Source organism: Cupriavidus sp. OV096 (assembly GCF_900115455.1).
Classification (GTDB): domain Bacteria; phylum Pseudomonadota; class Gammaproteobacteria; order Burkholderiales; family Burkholderiaceae; genus Cupriavidus.
Window position 1 is genome coordinate 559,749 of the sequence record NZ_FOWM01000002.1, and the last position, 18,968, is coordinate 578,716.

Annotated in this window: 18 protein-coding genes; 14 read left to right on the forward strand and 4 right to left on the reverse strand. The window is 65.5% G+C overall.

The features are described 5' to 3' along the window. Positions 1 to 75 precede the first annotated feature (75 nt). The 4 genes from BM115_RS06590 to BM115_RS06605 all read left to right on the forward strand — a co-directional run bounded on the left by BM115_RS06590 (position 76) and on the right by BM115_RS06605 (position 5,634). On the forward strand, positions 76 to 2,502 hold the full coding sequence (locus BM115_RS06590; RefSeq protein WP_092291841.1) for a 3-hydroxyacyl-CoA dehydrogenase/enoyl-CoA hydratase family protein: 2,427 nt from the start codon (positions 76 to 78) through the stop codon (positions 2,500 to 2,502). A 21-nt stretch (positions 2,503 to 2,523) separates the two neighbouring features. Then, complete coding sequence (locus BM115_RS06595) at positions 2,524 to 3,723, forward strand: acetyl-CoA C-acyltransferase (protein ID WP_092291843.1); 1,200 nt, start codon at positions 2,524 to 2,526, stop codon at positions 3,721 to 3,723. Between the two features lie 136 nt (positions 3,724 to 3,859). Beyond that, on the forward strand, positions 3,860 to 4,816 hold the full coding sequence (locus BM115_RS06600; RefSeq protein WP_092291845.1) for a DegV family protein: 957 nt from the start codon (positions 3,860 to 3,862) through the stop codon (positions 4,814 to 4,816). A 41-nt stretch (positions 4,817 to 4,857) separates the two neighbouring features. Next, positions 4,858 to 5,634: an enoyl-CoA hydratase gene (locus BM115_RS06605; RefSeq protein ID WP_092291847.1), complete on the forward strand. Its 777-nt coding sequence runs from the start codon at positions 4,858 to 4,860 to the stop codon at positions 5,632 to 5,634. An 18-nt stretch (positions 5,635 to 5,652) separates the two neighbouring features. On the opposite strand, the gene BM115_RS06610 is transcribed toward BM115_RS06605, so the two are convergent. Then, complete coding sequence (locus BM115_RS06610; protein ID WP_092291849.1) at positions 5,653 to 6,057, reverse strand: acyl-CoA thioesterase; 405 nt, start codon at positions 6,055 to 6,057, stop codon at positions 5,653 to 5,655. A gap of 97 nt (positions 6,058 to 6,154) precedes the next feature. On the opposite strand from BM115_RS06610, the gene BM115_RS06615 reads away from it, so the two are divergent. The 4 genes from BM115_RS06615 (at position 6,155) to BM115_RS06630 (ending at position 10,955) form a co-directional block, all read left to right on the forward strand. Then, complete coding sequence (locus BM115_RS06615) at positions 6,155 to 8,056, forward strand: ABCB family ABC transporter ATP-binding protein/permease (protein WP_092291851.1); 1,902 nt, start codon at positions 6,155 to 6,157, stop codon at positions 8,054 to 8,056. A gap of 182 nt (positions 8,057 to 8,238) precedes the next feature. Next, a complete protein-coding gene (locus tag BM115_RS06620; RefSeq protein ID WP_092291853.1) occupies positions 8,239 to 9,297 on the forward strand; it encodes an ABC transporter substrate-binding protein in 1,059 nt (352 codons plus the stop codon). Then, the gene (locus BM115_RS06625; RefSeq protein ID WP_092291855.1) at positions 9,297 to 10,166 is read left to right on the forward strand and encodes an ABC transporter ATP-binding protein; all 870 of its coding nucleotides are present in this window, start codon (positions 9,297 to 9,299) and stop codon (positions 10,164 to 10,166) included. Before BM115_RS06620 ends, BM115_RS06625 begins: the two co-directional genes overlap by 1 nt. Positions 10,167 to 10,181: 15 nt before the next feature. Next, positions 10,182 to 10,955: an ABC transporter permease gene (locus BM115_RS06630; protein WP_092291857.1), complete on the forward strand. Its 774-nt coding sequence runs from the start codon at positions 10,182 to 10,184 to the stop codon at positions 10,953 to 10,955. Between the two features lie 19 nt (positions 10,956 to 10,974). On the opposite strand, the gene BM115_RS06635 is transcribed toward BM115_RS06630, so the two are convergent. Both BM115_RS06635 and BM115_RS06640 read right to left on the reverse strand, forming a co-directional pair. Continuing rightward, on the reverse strand, positions 10,975 to 11,433 hold the full coding sequence (locus BM115_RS06635) for an Lrp/AsnC family transcriptional regulator (RefSeq protein WP_092291859.1): 459 nt from the start codon (positions 11,431 to 11,433) through the stop codon (positions 10,975 to 10,977). Positions 11,434 to 11,439: 6 nt separating this feature from the next. Next, on the reverse strand, positions 11,440 to 11,970 hold the full coding sequence (locus tag BM115_RS06640; RefSeq protein ID WP_255370714.1) for a cysteine dioxygenase family protein: 531 nt from the start codon (positions 11,968 to 11,970) through the stop codon (positions 11,440 to 11,442). 177 nt (positions 11,971 to 12,147) lie between these two features. Here BM115_RS06640 and BM115_RS06645 point away from each other — a divergent pair, with 177 nt between their 5' ends. From BM115_RS06645 to BM115_RS06670, 6 genes are all read left to right on the forward strand, one after another. Next, positions 12,148 to 13,098: a LysR family transcriptional regulator gene (locus tag BM115_RS06645; RefSeq protein ID WP_092292143.1), complete on the forward strand. Its 951-nt coding sequence runs from the start codon at positions 12,148 to 12,150 to the stop codon at positions 13,096 to 13,098. A gap of 122 nt (positions 13,099 to 13,220) precedes the next feature. Then, positions 13,221 to 14,528 (forward strand): Glu/Leu/Phe/Val family dehydrogenase, encoded by a 1,308-nt coding sequence (locus BM115_RS06650; protein ID WP_092291861.1) that lies wholly within the window; start codon positions 13,221 to 13,223, stop codon positions 14,526 to 14,528. A gap of 288 nt (positions 14,529 to 14,816) precedes the next feature. Beyond that, positions 14,817 to 15,716 (forward strand): glutamate/aspartate ABC transporter substrate-binding protein, encoded by a 900-nt coding sequence (locus BM115_RS06655; RefSeq protein WP_092291863.1) that lies wholly within the window; start codon positions 14,817 to 14,819, stop codon positions 15,714 to 15,716. 66 nt (positions 15,717 to 15,782) lie between these two features. Then, on the forward strand, positions 15,783 to 16,511 hold the full coding sequence (locus tag BM115_RS06660; protein WP_092291865.1) for an amino acid ABC transporter permease: 729 nt from the start codon (positions 15,783 to 15,785) through the stop codon (positions 16,509 to 16,511). Between the two features lie 10 nt (positions 16,512 to 16,521). Next, the gene (gene gltK / locus BM115_RS06665) at positions 16,522 to 17,205 is read left to right on the forward strand and encodes a glutamate/aspartate ABC transporter permease GltK (protein ID WP_092291867.1); all 684 of its coding nucleotides are present in this window, start codon (positions 16,522 to 16,524) and stop codon (positions 17,203 to 17,205) included. After that, a complete protein-coding gene (locus BM115_RS06670) occupies positions 17,202 to 17,936 on the forward strand; it encodes an amino acid ABC transporter ATP-binding protein (protein WP_092291869.1) in 735 nt (244 codons plus the stop codon). Before gltK ends, BM115_RS06670 begins: the two co-directional genes overlap by 4 nt. 88 nt (positions 17,937 to 18,024) lie before the next feature. Here the strand turns inward: BM115_RS06670 and BM115_RS06675 are convergent, their stop codons facing one another. Further along, the gene (locus tag BM115_RS06675; RefSeq protein ID WP_092291871.1) at positions 18,025 to 18,855 is read right to left on the reverse strand and encodes a class II glutamine amidotransferase; all 831 of its coding nucleotides are present in this window, start codon (positions 18,853 to 18,855) and stop codon (positions 18,025 to 18,027) included. Positions 18,856 to 18,968: the final 113 nt, after the last annotated feature.

The following is an 18,968-nucleotide window of genomic DNA, read 5'->3' on the forward strand; positions in this document are numbered from 1 at the left end:
GGCGCGCGCGGCCATCCGCCGCCGCGCCTGCCCGTACCTCACATCCTCTCAACGCTCACAGACTGAGGAGCGCGCATGTCCAATTTCATCGTCAAGAAAGTCGCCGTGCTGGGTGCCGGCGTCATGGGGGCGCAGATTGCCGCCCACCTGGTCAACGCCCGCGTGCCCGTGGTGCTGTTCGACCTGCCCGCCAAGGAAGGCCCCAAGAACGGCATCGCCCTGCGCGCCATCGAGAACCTGAAGAAGCTCTCGCCCGCGCCGCTCGGCATCAAGGACGAGGCCGGCCTGATCCGCGCCGCCAACTACGAGGACGACATCGCCCTGCTGGGCGAGTGCGACGTGGTGATCGAGGCCATCGCCGAGCGCATGGACTGGAAGCACGACCTCTACAAGAAGGTGGCCCCGCACCTCGCCCCGCATGCGATCTTCGCGACCAATACCTCGGGGCTGTCGATCACCGCGCTGTCGGATGGCTTCGACGCTGGCCTGAAGGCCCGCTTCTGTGGCGTGCACTTCTTCAACCCGCCGCGCTACATGCACCTGGTGGAGCTGATTCCGACGGCCACCACGCAGCCCGAGATCCTCGACCGCCTGGAAGCCTTCCTGACCACCACGCTCGGCAAGGGCGTGGTGCGCGCCAAGGACACGCCGAACTTCATCGCCAACCGCGTCGGCATTTTCTCGATCCTGGCCGTGTTCGCCGAGGCCGAGAAGTTCGGCATTCCGTTCGATGTCGTCGATGACCTGACCGGTTCCAAGCTGGGCCGCGCCAAGTCCGCCACGTTCCGCACCGCCGATGTGGTGGGCCTGGACACCATGGCGCACGTGATCAAGACGATGCAGGACAACCTGACCAACGACCCGTTCGCACCGGTCTACCAGACGCCGACCGTGCTGAAGGGGCTGGTCGATGCGGGCGCGCTGGGCCAGAAGACCGGCGCCGGCTTCTACAAGAAGGAAGGCAAGGCGATCAAGGTGCTGGACGCCAAGACCGGCCAGTACGTGGAGTCGGGCAAGAAGGCCGACGAGATCGTGGTCCGCATGCTCAAGAAGGAGCCGGCGGAGCGCATCAAGCTGCTGCGCGAATCGACCAACCCGCAGGCGCAGTTCCTGTGGAGCGTCTTCCGCGACGTGTTCCACTACATCGCCGTCTACCTCGAACAGATCGCCGGTTCGGCGGCGGACGTGGACCTCGCCATCCGCTGGGGCTTCGGCTGGAACTCGGGCCCGTTCGAAGACTGGCAGGCCGCCGGCTGGAAGCAGGTGGCCGAGTGGGTCAAGGAAGATGTCGATGCAGGCAAGGCGCTGTCGAACGCCGCGTTGCCCGCCTGGGTGTTCAGCGGTGCCGTGGCCGAGAACCAGGGCGTGCATAGCGCCAAGGGTTCGTGGTCGCCGGCGACCAGTTCGTTCGTCCAGCGCGCCGAACTGCCGGTGTACCAGCGCCAGGTGTTCCGCGCAGCGCTGCGCGGCACCGACGCGGCCGATCCGCGCACGGCTGGCAAGACTGTCGAAGAGAACGATGCCGTGCGCATCTGGACCAGCGCCGGCGCCGACGACGTGCTGGTGGTGTCCTTCAAGAGCAAGATGAACACGATCGGGCCGGATGTCATCGACGGCCTGACGCGCGCCATCGACCTGGCCGAAGCCGGCTACAAGGGTCTGGTGGTGTGGCAGCCGACCTCGCTGCAACTGGGCGCGCCCGGCGGTCCGTTCTCGGCCGGCGCCAACCTCGAAGCTGCCATGCCCGCGTTCATGATGGGCGGCGCCAAGGGCATCGAGCCGTTCGTCAAGAAGTTCCAGGACGGCATGATGCGCGTGAAGTATTCGGCCGTGCCGGTGGTGGCGGCGGCGTCGGGCATCGCGCTCGGCGGTGGCTGCGAGCTGATGCTCCATTCGGCCAAGCGTGTGGCCGCGCTCGAAACCTACATCGGCCTCGTCGAAGTGGGCGTGGGCCTGGTCCCGGCCGGTGGCGGCCTCAAGGAGGCGGCACTGGCTGCCGCGCGCGCGGCGCAGGCGGCGGGCAGCACCAACTACCTGCAATTCCTGACCAACCGCTTCCAGGCGGCGGCGATGGCGAAGGTGTCCACCTCGGCGCTCGATGCGCAGCAGATTGGCTATCTGCAACCGACTGACACCATCGTCTTCAACGTCCACGAACTGCTGTACGTGGCGCAGAGCGAAGTGCGCGCGCTGGCCAACGCCGGCTACCGCGCCCCGGTGCCCGGCGCGCTGGTGCCGGTGGCGGGCCGCTCGGGCATCGCCACCATCCAGGCGTCGCTGGTCAACATGCGCGACGGCAACTTTATCTCGGCCCACGATTTCCTGATCGCCACGCGTATCGCCGAGGCCGTGTGCGGCGGCGACGTGGAAGCCGGCTCGCTGGTCAGCGAGGACTGGCTGCTGGCGCTGGAGCGCCGCGCGTTCATCGAGCTGCTCGGCACGGGCAAGACGCAGGAGCGCATCATGGGCATGCTGCAGACCGGCAAGCCGGTGCGCAACTAACAGGCCAGAATAGGAACCGACATCATGAAACAACTGCAAGACGCCTACATCGTCGCGGCCACCCGTTCGCCCATCGGCAAGGCCCCCAAGGGCGCGTTCCGGAACACCCGGCCTGACGACCTGCTCGCCATGATCCTGCGCGCTGCCGTGGCGCAGGTGCCCAATCTCGATCCGGCGCTGATCGAAGACGCCATCGTGGGCTGCGCCATCCCCGAAGCCCAGCAGGGCCTGAACGTGGCGCGCATCGGCGCGCTGCTCTCGGGCCTGCCAAACACCGTGGGCGGCATCACCGTGAACCGCTTCTGCGCCTCGGGCGTGTCGGCCGTGGCGATGGCCGCGGACCGCATCCGCGTGGGCGAGTCGGACGTGATGATCGCCGCCGGCGTGGAATCGATGAGCATGGTGCCGATGATGGGCAACACGCCGTCGATGTCGCCGTCGATCTTCACGCGCGATGAGAACGTCGGCATCGCCTACGGCATGGGCCTGACCGCCGAGAAGGTGGCGACCCAGTGGCAGGTCAGCCGCGAGGATCAGGACGCGTTCTCGCTGGCGTCGCACCAGAAGGCGATGGCCGCGCAGCAGGCCGGGGAGTTCGCCGACGAAATTACCCCAATCGAGGTAACCGAGAAGTTCCCGGACCTCGCCACTGGTCAGGTCGGCGTCAAGACGCGTACTATCTCGCTGGACGAGGGTCCGCGCCCCGACACGTCGCTGGAAGGCCTGGCCAAGCTGCGCCCGGTGTTCGCCAACAAGGGCAGCGTGACGGCCGGCAATAGTTCGCAGACGTCGGATGGCGCCGGCGCGCTGATCCTTGTCTCGGAAAAGATCCTCAAGCAGTTCAATCTCGTGCCGCTGGCCCGCTTCGTGTCGTTCGCGGTGCGCGGCGTGCCGCCCGAGATCATGGGGATTGGTCCGAAGGAAGCGATTCCGGCCGCGCTGAAGGCTGCGGGGCTGACGCAGGACCAGATCGACTGGATCGAACTGAACGAGGCCTTCGCCGCGCAGTCGCTGGCGGTGATGCGTGACCTGGCGCTGGACCCGGCCAAGGTCAACCGGATGGGCGGCGCGATTGCGCTGGGCCACCCGCTCGGTGCCACGGGCGCGATCCGCTCGGCCACCGTGGTGCACGCGCTGCGTCGCCACAACCTCAAATACGGCATGGTGACCATGTGCGTCGGCACGGGCATGGGCGCCGCCGGTATCTTCGAGCGCGTTTAAACGCGCCAGGGGCAGCGCGCCACCGGGACAGCCCGGCGGGTGGGCTGTCCCGAACCCTCTGATCAGGTGAAGAACGTAGTGCGATGGAACGGAGAAGCCACACACTGAAACGCTTGATACGGAGGAACACAATAATATGCAGGAGACAGCTATTCTGGCCGACGCGGCATGCGACATGCCGCGCGCAATGATGGACGCGCTGGGCGTCCATACCATCCCTTTCCGGATTCGCGCTGGCGACCGCTTCGTGGTCGACACCCGCGACGAAGCCGCGCTGCCCGACCTGTACCAGCAGTACCTGGTCGGCAAGCAGGACCACTACGCCGAATCGATCCCCCTGCTCGAACGCGAGCTGGAAGACCATCTGCTCAAGCATGTGGTGGCCGGCTGCGACCGTGCCATCCTGCTGACGATTGCCAGCACGCGCAGCAAGTTCTACGCGAACGCCACCGGCGCCGTGGTCGGCACCGTGGCGCGCAGCTTCAAGCTGCGCAAGGACGCCGGGCGCAGCGGCCTGTTCGACCTGACCGTGATCGACACCGGCGCCATCGGCCCGGGCCAGGCGCTGATCGTGCGCGAGGTGGCCCGCATGCTGGGCCACGGCGGTGACGCCGCGGCGATCTCCCATGCCGTGGAGACCCGCCTGCGCGACGCCGCCCACATGATCATGGTGCCGAACGAGCTGCTCTATATGTATACGCGCGCCAAGCAGAAGGGCGAGAACAGCATCACCTGGGGCCGCTACATGCTGGGCAATGCGTTCAACATCCGCCCGATCATCCGCATGCACCAGGGCGAGACCGAGGCGATTGCCAAGGCGCGCGGACAGGAGGACGGCATCCGCCGGCTGCTGGCTCATGCCGAGAGCTGCGTGCGGGCCGGCTGCCTGCTGACGCCGGACATCTCGGTGGCCTATGCCGGCAATATCGACGAAGTGCGCGCGTGGCCCGCGTGGCAGTCGCTGGCCGCCACGGCCGAGCGCGCCGGCGTGGAGCTGATGCTGGCCCCGATGAGCCTGACCGTGGCGCTGAACATCGGCGCCGGCGCGTTCAGCATCGGTTACCTTTCCGAAGTGCCGCCACCGTTCGTATGAGCGGCATCCCAATGAGCTAGACGAGACAGACGAGGTTTGACATGAGCATTGCCACACGAATCGACCAGGGCATCCTGACCATCGGCTTCGACCGCATCGACAAGAAGAATGCGATCACGGCCGCGATGTACCAGACCATGGCCGATGCGCTGCGCGCGGCGGAGACTGACGCCGCCGTGCGTGTGATCGTGATCGAGGGCAAGCCGGAGATCTTCACCGCCGGCAACGACCTCGAGGACTTCATGAAGCGCCCGCCGTCGCACGGCGCGGATGGCACGCCGGCGCCGGTGTTCCAGTTCCTGCATGCGATCAGCCACGCGAGCAAGCCCGTGGTGGCGGCGGTCAGTGGCGCGGCGGTGGGCATTGGCACGACGCTGCTACTGCATTGCGATCTCGTCTACGCCTCGGACACGGCGAAGCTGTCCCTGCCGTTCGCGCAGCTCGGCCTGTGCCCGGAGGCGGCGTCGAGCCTGCTGCTCCCGCGTCTGGTCGGCTATCAGCGCGCTGCCGAGAAGCTGATGCTGGGCGAGGCGTTCAGCGCGCAGGAGGCGCTGGCGATGGGTCTGGTGACCAAGGTGCTGCCGGTGGCCGAATTGCAGGACTACGTGCGCCAGCAGGCGGCCAAGCTGGCCGCGCTGCCGGCGTCGTCGCTGCGCGAGACCAAGCGGCTCATGAAGGGCGACGACGTGGCAGCCGTCGAGCAGAAGATGGGCGAGGAGGGCGAGGTGTTCCGGCGCATGCTGGTGGCGCCGGAAGCGAAAGAGGCGTTCTCGGCGTTCTTCGAGAAGCGCAAGCCCGATTTCTCGAAGTTCAGCTAAGACGCGAGCGTTGGCGCTTCAGGCGGTCGGGAGGGTTCTCGGCTGCCGCGTATCGTCGGTGGCCACGTAGGTCAGCGTGGCCTCCGTCACCTTCACGCATTCGTGGCTGTGGCGCATGCGTTGCGCGTAGACCTCCACCGACACGGTGATCGAGGTCCGGCCGGTCTTGACGATATCGGCATAGAAGCTCACCAGATCGCCCACCATCACCGGGTGCTTGAACAGGAACGAGTTCACGGCCACCGTGGCGACGCGGCCCTGGGCGCGCTCCACCGCCGGGATCGAACCGGCGATGTCCACCTGGGACATGATCCAGCCGCCGAACACATCGCCATGCACATTGGCGTCGGCGGGCATCGGCACCACGCGGAGGGCGGGGTTCTTGCCGGCGGGCAGTTCGGAGAGCGGGGCAGGATGGTTCATATCGGCAGGAAGGTAAGGCGGGGTGCGGGGGAATGTCATGGCCTGCCGGGATGTGCGATCTCTGCGACAATCGCGGCATTGGCAAGAATTCTAACGTATGCGCCGCTACTCCACGTCCGCCGATTCCCCCCCCGAATCGGCCAAATCGCTGTTCCCCGCCGGCGGCAAGCCCCGCAGCGACTGGCAGACCGTCCGTAACCTGCTGCCCTACGTCTGGCACTACAAGTGGCGCGTGATGCTGGCGCTGACCTGCCTGGTGGCGGCCAAGGTGGCCAACCTCGGCGTGCCGGTGCTGATGAAGAAGCTGATCGACAGCATGAACATCGCCCCCGGCGATACCGCCGCGCTGCTCGTGGTGCCGGTCGGCCTGATCGTCGCCTACGGGGTGCTGCGGCTCTCGGGCACGCTGTTCACCGAGTTGCGGGAGATCCTCTTTTCGAAGGTGACGCAGAGCGCGGTGCGCGAGATCGCGCTGCAGGTCTTCCGCCATCTGCACGCGCTGTCGCTGCGCTTCCACCTGGACCGGCAGACCGGCGGCATGAGCCGCGACATCGAGCGCGGCACGCGCGGCATCCAGTCCCTGATCTCGTACTCGCTGTACAGCATCCTGCCCACGCTGGTGGAGATGTCGCTGGTGATCGGCTTCTTCGTGGTCCGCTACGACATCTGGTTCGCGGCGATCACCACCTGCGCGCTGGTCGGCTACATCGTGTTCACCATCGTCGTGACCGAGTGGCGCACGCACTTCCGGCGCAAGATGAACGAGCTGGACTCGCGCGCCAACCAGAAGGCGATCGACTCGCTGCTGAACTTCGAGACCGTGAAGTACTTCGGCAACGAGGAATACGAGGCCCACCGCTACGACGAGAACCTGCGCACCTACCGCACCGCCGCGATCCGCTCGCAGAACTCGCTGTCGTTCCTGAACTTCGGCCAGCAGACCATCATCGCCCTGGGGCTGATCCTGATCCTGTGGCGCGCCACGGTGGGCGTGGCGGCCGGCACGCTGACGCTGGGCGACCTCGTGCTGGTGAACACGCTGATGATCCAGCTCTATATCCCGCTGAACTTCCTCGGCGTGATCTACCGCGAGATCAAGCAGTCGACGACCGACATGGACCGCATGTTCGTCCTGCTCGGCACGAACCAGGAGGTGGCCGACACGCCCGGGGCGCTCCCGCTCCAGGTGCGCGGCGCCGAGGTGCGCTTCCGCCATGTGGGATTCGGCTACGAGAGCAACCGGGTGATCCTGGACGACGTCGATTTCACCATCGCCGCCGGGACGACCACCGCCGTGGTCGGCCACAGCGGCTCGGGCAAGTCCACGCTGGCGCGGCTGCTGTTCCGCTTCTACGACGTGTCCCGCGGCGGGATCGAGGTCGATGGCCAGGACATCCGCAACGTGCGCCAGTCGAGCCTGCGGGCTTCGATCGGCATCGTGCCGCAGGACACCGTGCTGTTCAACGACAGCATCTACTACAACATCGCCTACGGCCGGCCGGAGGCCACGCGCGACGAGGTCATCGAAGCCGCGCGCGCGGCCCAGATCGACACCTTCATCCGCGAACTGCCGCAGGGCTACGACACCCCGGTGGGCGAGCGGGGCCTGAAGCTGTCCGGCGGCGAGAAGCAGCGCGTGGCCATCGCCCGCACGCTGCTCAAGAATCCGCCGATCCTGGTGTTCGACGAAGCCACCTCGGCGCTTGATTCGCGCACCGAGCAGGCCATCCAGGCCGAACTGATGCGGCTGGCGCAAAACCGCACCACGCTGCTGATCGCCCACCGGCTCTCCACCGTGGTCCACGCCGACCAGATCCTGGTGATGGATCACGGCCGCATCGTCGAGCGCGGCACGCATGCCGAGCTGATGCGCGCCAACGGCCGCTACGCGGAGATGTGGCTGATCCAGGCGCGCAGCGCGGCGGAGGGGGCGGTGGAGGCGGCGTCGCCGTCCGACGTGCTCGCCATCGACGTCGGCGACGCCACGCAGGACGCCTGAGATTGGCTTGGGATTGTCGACAATCGCTGTCGGCAACCCCGTCCCACAGAGCGCCGCGCACAATCATGGTTCGTCAATGCACGGCGCGCGTGCCCCGGATCGGGGCATGACACCCATGTGAAAAGCTGGCACGCGCCTTGCGAAAAGCCTTCCCAGGAGAGATCAACAACTGGAGAAGGTTCATGCCGCAATTCGCCGCGCGCCGTCATCTGCTGAAGCTGTGTACCGCATTGGGCACCACCATGGTGCTGTCGACACTCTGTGCAGGCACCGCTCAGGCGCAAGCCGCCACCAAGGTCCGCTTCCAGCTCGACTGGCGTTTCGAGGGCCCGTCCGCGCTGTTCCTGCTGGGCGAGCAGAAGGGCTACTACAAGGCGGAGAAGCTCGACGTGTCCATCGACGCTGGCAACGGCTCGGGCAACGTGGTCAACCGCGTGGCCTCCGGCACCTACGACATGGGCTTCGCCGACCTGGCCTCGGTGATGGAGTTCTACGGCAATAACCCGGACGCCAAGAACAAGCCGGTGGCCGTGATGATGGTCTACAACAACACGCCGGCCGCCGTGCTGGCGCTGAAGAAGTCCGGCATCCGCGCGCCCAAGGACCTGGCCGGCAAGAAGCTCGGCGCCCCGGTGTTCGATGCCGGCCGCCGCGCCTTCCCGATCTTCGCCAAGGCCAATGGCCTCCAGGCACAGTCGTTCAACTGGCAGGCGATGGACCCCACGCTGCGCGAGACCATGCTCACGCGCGGCGACCTGGACGCCATCACCGGCTTCTCGTTCACGTCGATCCTGAACCTGAACGCGCGTGGTGTGAAGGATGAGGACATCGTCGTCCTGCCGTACCCGCAGTTCGGCGTGAAGCTGTACGGCAACGCCATCATCGCCTCCGAGCAGTTCCTGAAGAGCAACCCGGAGACGGTCAAGGCGTTCCTGCGCGCGTTCTCCAAGTCCGCGCGCGACGTGATCGCGCATCCCGAGGAAGGCATCAAGGCCGTGAAGGCCCGTGACGGCATCATCGACGAGAAGCTGGAGGTGCGCCGCCTGAAGCTGGCGCTGGACAGCGTGGTGAAGTCGCCCGATGCCAAGGCCGAGGGCTTCGGCCGCGTGAGCAAGCCGCGCCTCTCGCTGATGGCGTCGCAGGTGGCCGATGCCTTCGGCACCAAGGGCCGGATCAACCCGGACACGCTCTGGACCGACGCCTACCTGCCTTCTGCCGCCGAACTGGACGTCCTGCGATGATGATGGCGCGAGAAAGCCTGTCCCCCGCCTCGGGCGGGGCGGCCAGCGGGGTCACGGAGGCCACCCTGGCTCCCCCGAAGCCGTTCGTCGATTTCAACCGTGTCTGGCTCGCCTATGACGACGAGCTGGCGCGGCGTGGCGAGTTCGCCGTGGAGGACATCTCGCTGCAGGCGGCGCAGGGCGAGTTCATCGCCATCGTCGGGCCGTCCGGCTGCGGCAAGTCCACCTTCATGAAGCTGGCCACCGGGCTGCGGCCGGCCACGCGCGGCGTGGTCAGCATCGCGGGCGAGAAGGTGAACGGCCCGCTCAAGCAGGTCGGCATGGCCTTCCAGGCGCCGACGCTGCTGCCGTGGCGCACCACGCTCGACAACGTGATGCTGCCGCTGGAGATCGTCGAGCCGTACCGCTCCACCATGCGCGCCAAGCGCAAGGAGTACGAGGCCCGGGCGCGCGACCTGCTCAAGACCGTCGGCCTGGCGGGCTACGAGGACAAGTTCCCGTGGCAGCTGTCCGGCGGGATGCAGCAGCGCGCGTCGATCTGCCGCGCGCTGATCCACCAGCCGCGCATGCTGCTGCTGGACGAGCCGTTCGGCGCGCTCGACGCCTTCACGCGCGAGGAACTCTGGTGCGTGCTGCGCGACCTCTGGCAGGCCCAGCGCTTCAACGTCATCCTCGTCACGCACGACCTGCGCGAGGCCGTGTTCCTGGCCGACACGGTCTACGTGATGAGCGCCCGCCCGGGCCGCATCCTGTTGCGCAAGGAGATCGACCTGCCGCGTCCGCGCGCGCTCGACGTCACCTATTCCGAACCGTTCGCCGAACGCGTGCACGAGTTGCGCGAGAAGATCGGCCACGTCCGCCAGCAATAAGAAGCGATCCACACCATGGCAACCATGACTTCCACCCAGGCAAAGCGCGTGCAGCGCGTGGCGCCGTGGCTCCTGCTGGGGGCTTTCCTGATGGTCTGGCAGGGCGCGTGCCTCGCTTTCCAGATCTCCGATTTCATCCTGCCGAGCCCGTCGGCCATCGTCGCCTCGCTGACCGAGTACAGCGGCGTGATCGCCGGCCATGCCTGGCGCACGTTCTGGACCACGATGGTTGGTTTTGGGCTGGCAATTGGCGTCGGTGTGGTGCTGGGCCTGCTGATGGGCTCGTCGAAGCTGGCCTACGCGGCCACCTACCCGCTGATGACCGCCTTCAACGCGCTGCCCAAGGCCGCCTTCGTGCCGATCCTCGTGGTCTGGTTCGGGCTGGGCGCCGGGCCGGCCATCCTGACGGCGTTCCTGATCTCGTTCTTCCCGATCATGGTCAACATCGCCACCGGGCTGGCCACGCTGGAGCCGGAGCTTGAGGATGTGCTGCGCGTGCTGGGCGCCAAGCGGCGCGACGTGCTGCTCAAGGTGGGCCTGCCGCGCGCGATGCCGTTCTTCTTCGCCTCGCTGAAGGTGGCCATCACGCTGGCCTTCGTCGGCACGACGGTGTCCGAGATGAGCGCCGCGAACGAGGGCATCGGCTACCTGCTGGTGTCGGCCGGCTCGGCGATGAAGATGCCGCTGGCGTTTGCGGGGCTGGTCGTCATCGCCGTGATGGCGATGGGGATGTACGAGCTGTTCGCGGTACTGGAAAAGCGCATGACGGGCTGGGCGCACCGGGGCTGATGCGCCGCGCAGGCGCCGCTCAGGCGTAGTCCAGCGGTAGCGCCGTCGTGTACTTGATTTGTTCCATCGCGAAGCTGGAGCTGACATCGGCCAGTTCCGCGCCCTGGATCAGCTTCTTGTACACGGCGTCGTAGGCGGCGATATCGGGCACCACCACGCGCAGCAGGTAGTCCGTGTCGCCGGCCATGCGGTAGAACTCGGTCACTTCGGGGATCGACGCCACCAGCCCGTGGAAGGCCTTGAGCCATTTCACGTTGTGCTGGTTGGTCCGGATCGACACGAAGACGGTCACGCCCACATTGAGCTTGCCGGCATCCAGCAGCGCCACGCGCTTGCGGATCACGCCCGATTCCTCGAGCTTCTGCACCCGCCGCCAGCACGGCGTGGACGTGAGGCCGACCTGCTCGCCGATATCGGCGACGGGCACGGTGGCGTCTTCCTGGAGGATCTCCAGGATCTGGCGGTCATAGCGGTCCATGAATCCTCAACTGACGATGGTATCCACCAGCAGGTTCACGCCGGTGGCGATGCGGTCCTGGTCCACGCCGTAGATATGGAGCGACACCGCCACGGCGTCGCTGGCATTGCCCAGCGCGTGGATGTGCCGCAGGCCGGCCGGCACGCTGAAAGTGTCGCCGGCCTCGCGGGTGACCGCGTTGACCTGAGATGCGGTGCGGTCCTCCGGGTTCCAGCGGTAGTGGCGCTCGGCCAGCGTGCCGCGCAGCACGCGGTAGGCGCACCAGGTGCGATGGCCGTGGACGGGGCTGAACTGCCCCGGCCGCCAGACCAGCACCATGACCGAGAACCGTTCGAAGGGATCGGCATGGACCAGGTGCCGCGTATAGCGGTCCGGACTGCCTTCGAGCGCGCCCGGCGGCAGGCTGGCGAGCAGCGTGTCGGCGTCCGGCAGGCTGGCCGCCACGTGCGCCGCCACCATCCGCGCGCTCTGGGCGAGCGTGGCTTCCATGCCGGTGGCGAGCGTGGAAAAGGACGAAGGGAGGACAGATGGTTGCATGGCGGTTGCGGGGGCAGGATGGTATCCCATTCATCTTAGTCGGCCCCCCTGAGCAAGGATATCCAATTTGTCGTCCAAATCTCGCTCCAATCGTAATCCTGTTCCAAAAATATTCAAGAAATTGGAATAGATTTGCTCATCGTGCAGCCCGATGGCCGGCAAGCGATAATCCGCGCCATGGAAATCAAATGGCTTGAAGACTTCGTCAGCCTGGCCGAGACGCACAGCTTTTCGCGCTCGGCGGAGCTGCGGCATGTCACGCAACCGGCGTTCTCGCGGCGTATCCAGTCGCTTGAGGCGTGGGTGGGCACCGAACTGATCGACCGATCGAGCTACCCGACCACTCTGACCGACGCCGGAAAGGTGTTCTACGAGCAGGCGCTGGCCATGCTGGCCCAGGTCAGCGAAACCCGGGCGCTGATGCGCGGCCAGCGCTCGGCCAACGCCCAGGTGCTGGAATTCGCGGTGCCGCACACGCTGTCGCTGACCTTCTTCCCGGAATGGCTCAAGGGCGTGGAGCGCAAGGTCGGCACGCTGCCCTGCCGGCTGCGCGCGCTGAACGTCCACGATGCCGTGCTGATGCTGGTGGAGGGCGGCTGCGACCTCGTCATGGTCTACCACCACCCGCGCCAGGCCATCCAGCTGGATCCGGCCCACTACGACATGCTCGTGCTCGGCACCGAGCGGCTGTCGCCCTACAGCGTGCCCGACAGCACTGGCCGGCCCGTGTTCCGGCTGCCCGGCAGCGACAAGAAGCCGGTGCCGTTCCTCAGCTACACGCCCAATGCGTTCCTGGGACGGATGGTGGACATGCTGCTGTCCGAGTCGCCGGACATCCTCAAGCTCGACAAATGCTACGAGACCGATATGGCCGAGGCGCTCAAGGTCATGGCGCTGGCCGGCCACGGCATGGCTTTCCTGCCCGAGAGCGCGGTGCGGGACGACGTGCACGCAGGCCGGCTGGTGCGGGCCGAGGCCGCGCGCGGGCTGCCGCAGTCCATCGACATGGAGATCCGGCTCTACCGCGAACGGCCCACCGATGTCGGCAACGACCGCCGCAGCGGGCAGAGCCGGCGCAAGCGCCAGCTGGTGGACAAGGTCTGGGCTGCGTTGACGACGCAAGCCTGAGGGGTCGGGCGCAAGGTTATGCGCATCTTGCATAATGCTGCAGGGCGGGATGAGCAAACGGCATTGGATTCCGATGTGGAGGCGCCGATATTCTGCGTGTCACCTTCACTCGGAACTCAACGATGTCTTCCGCAGCACCGTCCAAGCCGTCCATCGCCTCCCACATCCTGCCTTCGTACCTGAACGCCGACGCGCTCGGGCCCTGGGGCATCTACCTCCAGCAGGTTGACCGTGTCACGCCCTACCTGGGTTCGCTGGCCCGCTGGGTGGAAACGCTGAAGCGCCCCAAGCGCGCGCTGATCGTGGACGTGCCCATCGAGCTGGACAACGGCACCATCGCCCACTACGAGGGCTATCGCGTGCAGCACAACCTCTCGCGCGGCCCGGGCAAGGGTGGCGTGCGTTTCCACCAGGACGTGACGCTGTCCGAGGTGATGGCCCTGTCCGCGTGGATGTCGGTCAAGAACGCTGCCGTCAACGTGCCCTATGGTGGTGCAAAGGGCGGCATCCGCGTGGATCCGCGCACGCTCTCCACGGCCGAACTGGAACGCCTGACGCGCCGCTACACCAGTGAAATCAACCTGATCATCGGCCCGACCAAGGACATTCCGGCGCCGGACGTGAACACCAACGCCCAGGTCATGGCCTGGATGATGGATACCTACTCGATGAACTCGGGCAGCACGGCCACCGGCGTGGTGACCGGCAAGCCGATCTCGCTGGGCGGCTCGCTGGGCCGTCACGAGGCGACCGGCCGCGGCGTGTTCGTGGTCGGCAAGGAAGCCGCCCGCAACCTCGGCATGGACATCAAGGGCGCGCGCGTGGCCGTGCAGGGCTTCGGCAATGTAGGCGCCGTGGCGGCCAAGCTGTTCCACGAGGCTGGCGCCAAGGTGGTGGCCGTGCAGGACCACCGCACCACGCTGTACAACCCGGCCGGGCTCGATGTGCCGGCGATGATGGAATACGCGTCGCACAGCGGCACGATCGAAGGCTTCCAGGGCGAAGTGCTGACCACCGAGCGGTTCTGGGAAGTCGAGTGCGACATCCTGATCCCGGCCGCACTGGAAGGCCAGATCACGGCCGCCAACGCGCCCAAGATTACGGCCAAGCTGGTGATCGAGGGCGCCAACGGCCCGACCACGCCCCAGGCGGACGACATCCTGCGCGAGCGCAACATCCTGGTCTGCCCGGACGTCATCGCCAATGCCGGCGGCGTGACCGTGTCCTACTTCGAATGGGTGCAGGATTTCTCGAGCTTCTTCTGGACCGAGGAGGAGATCAACGAGCGCCTGGTACGAATCATGCAAGAGGCCTTCCGGGCGATCTGGCAGGTGGCCCAGGACAATAAGGTCACGCTGCGGACGGCTGCGTTTATCGTTGCTTGTACGCGAATCCTGCAGGCGCGCGAGATGCGCGGCCTGTATCCCTGATTGAAACGGGCAATGAAAGGGGCGGATGGATGTTGCGACGCAGCATCCATCCTTTCCCCGGACATGAAAGGACGCGGCGGCCGGAGTTTTCCGGCTGCCGCGTTTTTTGTTGTCTGAATCATTGCAGTTGTGTCGCATTTTGGCGCAATGCCGCGCAACCATGCCTGAACTGGCACCAGTTAGGGGAAAAACCCGTTGTCTTGGGTCACGAGCTAAGCAATACTGTTTCGCCGGTGGGGCGTTTTTTTGCTAGAGTCCCGCCTTTCTCTTCATGGTCAAGGAGATGTTATGAATGTAGCCAAGCTGGCTAGCCTGGCGGTTGCTGCGGGTATTCTGTGCGGTACCGCGCAGGCTGCAGAGCCGCTGACGGGCACGCTGCAGAAGATCAAGGACACGGGTGTCATTACGCTGGGTGTGCGGGATTCCTCGATTCCGTTCAACTACAACCTTGGCGGCGTGCGCCAGGTGGGCTATTCCTACGATATCAATATGAAGATCGTGGAAGCCGTGAAGGACCAGCTGAAGCTGCCGAACCTGCAGGTCAAGGAAATCCCGATCACCTCGCAGAACCGGATCACGCTGCTGCAGAACGGCACGATCGACATCGAGTGCGGTTCCACGACCAATAACCTGGAACGCCAGAAGCAGGCCTCGTTCTCGAACAGCATCTTCATCATCGGCACCCGCATCATGGTGAAGAAGGATGGCGGCATCAAGGACTGGTCTGACCTGAAGGGCAAGAACGTGGTCACCACCGCTGGCACGACGTCCGAGCGCCTGCTGCGCAAGATGAACGACGACCAGAAGCTGGGCGCCAACATCATCAGCACCAAGGACCATGGCCAGTCGTTCCTGACGCTGGAATCGGGCCGTGCCGTGGCGTTCATGATGGACGACGCGCTGCTCTTCGGCGAACGCGCCAAGGCGAAGAACCCGGCCGACTGGATCGTCGTGGGCAAGCCGCAGTCGCGCGAGTCGTACGGCTGCATGATCCGCAAGGATGATGCCCCGTTCAAGAAGGTGACGGACACCGTGATCGCCGGCCTGATGAAGGACGGATCGATCAACACGATGTACACCAAGTGGTTCATGCAACCGGTACCGCCGAAGGGCCTGAACCTGGACTTCCCGCTGTCCGACGACATGAAGGCGCTCTTCAAGAACCCGAACGACAAGGCACTCGACTGATCCCTGTGATCGGAGCAGTGCGAAACGGAAGGAGAAGTCCTTCCGTTTCTTTTTGAAGGACGCACTATGGATTACATTTTTCACTGGGGAGTGTTCCTCGAGCAGGCCGCGCAGAACGAGACGTACCTGGACTGGATGATTTCCGGTCTCAAGGTGACGATCGCGCTGGGCCTGACCTCGTGGGCCATCGCCCTCGTCATCGGCTCGGTGCTCGGCGTGCTGCGCACGGTGCCGAACAAGCTGCTGTCGGGTATTGCCGCGACGTATGTCGAGATTTTCCGGAACATTCCGCTGCTGGTGCAGCTGTTCATCTGGTATTTCGTGATTCCCGAGCTGCTGCCGTTCGGCGACGCGATCAAGCAGATGAACCCGTTCACCCAGCAGTTCCTGGCCGCCATGCTCTGCCTGGGCACGTTTACCGCCGCCCGGGTTTGCGAACAGGTGCGCTCGGGTATCAACTCGCTGCCGCCGGGTCAGCGCAACGCCGGCCTGGCGATGGGCTTCACGCTCGCGCAGACTTACCGCTTCGTGCTGTTGCCGATGTCCTTCCGTGTCATCGTGCCGCCGCTCACCTCCGAATTCCTGAACATCTTCAAGAACTCGGCGGTGGCGTCCACGATCGGCCTGCTGGAACTCGCCGCGCAGGGCCGCCAGCTGGTGGATTACACGGCGCGTCCGTATGAATCGTTCATTGCGGTCACGGTGATGTACATGCTGATCAATCTGACGGTCATGCTGATCATGCGCTGGGTGGAACGCCGGACCCGGGTGCCGGGCTTCATCGGCGGCAAGTAAAGGGGCGCACATGGCATACGAATTCGACTTTAGTTCCATCAACCACGAAACGCTGGACGTGCTGTGGGAAGGCATGACGGTGTCGCTCAAGATCACCGTGACCGCGGTGGTGGTGGGCATTGTCTGGGGCACCATCCTTGCGATGATGCGCCTGTCTTCCTTCAAGGCGCTGAACTGGTTTGCGCAGGGGTACGTGACCATCTTCCGCTCCATCCCGCTGGTGATGGTGCTGTTGTGGTTCTTCCTGATCATCCCGCAGCTGCTGCAGAAGGTGTTCAACCTGTCGCCCGCGGCCGATTTGCGGATGACCTCGGCGCTCATCGCGTTCGCGCTGTTCGAGGCCGCGTACTACTCCGAAATCATCCGGGCCGGTATCCAGAGCGTGTCGCGCGGACAGATGTTCGCCGCGCAGGCGCTGGGCATGACCTACGGCCAGACCATGCGGCTGGTGATCCTGCCGCAGGCGTTCCGCAACATGGTGCCGCTGCTGCTGACGCAGGGCATCATCCTGTTCCAGGATACGTCGCTGGTCTACGTGAGCGCGCTGGCTGACTTCTTCGGCCAGGCCTACGGCATTGGCGAGCGCGACGGGCGCATCGTCGAAATGCTGCTGTTCGCGGGCTTCGTGTACTTCGTTATCTGCTTCTCCGCTTCGCTGCTGGTCAAGCGTTATCAGAAAAAGGTGGCTGTATGATCGAAATTAATAACGTTTCCAAGTGGTACGGCACGTTCCAGGTGCTGACGGACTGCACCACCAAGGTTGCCAAGGGCGAAGTGGTGGTAGTGTGCGGCCCGTCCGGTTCGGGCAAGTCCACGCTGATCAAGACCGTGAACGCGCTGGAGCCGTTCCAGAAGGGCGACATCCTGGTCGACGGTACTTCGGTGGGTAACGCCAAGACCAACCTGCCGAAGCTGCGCTCGCGCGTGGGCATGGTGTTCCAGAACTTCGAACTGTTCCCGCACCTGTCGATCACCGAGAACCTGACCATCGCCCAGATGAAGGTGCTCGGCCGCTCGAAGGACGAGGCGATGGCCAAGGGCCTGAAGTACCTGGAGCGCGTGGGCCTGAAGAACCAGGCGGCCAAGTTCCCCGGTCAGCTGTCTGGCGGCCAGCAGCAGCGCGTGGCGATTGCCCGCGCACTGTCGATGGACCCGATCTGCATGCTGTTCGACGAGCCGACCTCGGCGCTTGACCCGGAAATGGTCAACGAGGTGCTGGACGTGATGGTGCAGCTGGCTCAGGAAGGCATGACCATGATGTGCGTGACCCACGAAATGGGCTTCGCACGCAAGGTGGCCAACCGCGTGATCTTCATGGACGCCGGCAAGATCGTCGAGGACTGCCCGAAGGAAGAGTTCTTCGGCGACATCGCTGCCCGCTCGGAGCGCGCCCGCCAGTTCCTGTCGAAGATCCTGCAGCACTAATTGGTGTAGCAGGTCGTCGGACCCCCTCTCCCGTCGGGAGAGGGGCGCAGCATCCCTCCCGCTTTACCCTCCCCAAAAGCCTGAAGCCTCAAGTACACGCCGTATTGGCCGCGTTCTTCGCCTGCACCTCGGGCGGGATCGGCACGGTCAGCGTCATCGTCGGCAGGCCATGTTCGAACATGATCAGCTCGCCCGGCATGAAGCGCGTCCACGTCTCGTTGTCGGTCAGCGGCGCGGTGGCGATCACGGCCACGCGGTCGTCGGGTGTGGTCACCTGGGCGAAATCGATCGACAGGTCGGCATCGATCAGATGCGCCTTCGAGAACGGCCACTGCCGCACGATGTAGTACAGATGCGTCGAGCAGTGCGCGAACAGCGCCTGGCCATTGCATAGTAGAAAGTTGAAAACGCCATGCAGCGTGATGTCGCGCGTGATGTCCGCCAGCGCGTGGCCCAGCTCGTTCAGCGGCGGCTGGGAGCCCGGGAACCGCTTGCGCAGCCCCTGCATCAGCGTGCAGAACGCGAGTTCGCTGTCGGTATCGCCCACCGGCTGGTACACGCCGGACAGGAACGGCGAGAAGCCCTTCAGGTCGCCGTTATGGGCGAAGATCCAGTGCCGGCCCCAGAGTTCGCGCATGAACGGATGGCAGTTCTCGAGCAGCACCGTGCCCTGCGTCGCCTTGCGGATATGGGAAATGACGTTTTTCGACTTGATCGGATAACGCTTGATCAGCTCCGCCACCGGCGAGGTGCCGGCGGACTGGTTGTCGATGAACAGCCGGCAGGCCTTGTCCTCGAAGAATGCCACGCCGAAACCATCGGCATGGTGGTCGGTTACGCCGCCACGGGCGGCAAAGCCCGTGAAGGAGAACGTCACGTCGGTTGGCGTGGCGCAGTTCATGCCTAGCAGCTGGCACATGGGGGCACCGGTGCGGCAAGGGGCTGCCGCTTTGCAATAGAATGCAGACATTATCCCGCGCGTGCGGGACGCTGCCAAGCGCGGCGCCCGGGCGCCCCCCCTGCTGTTCAGCC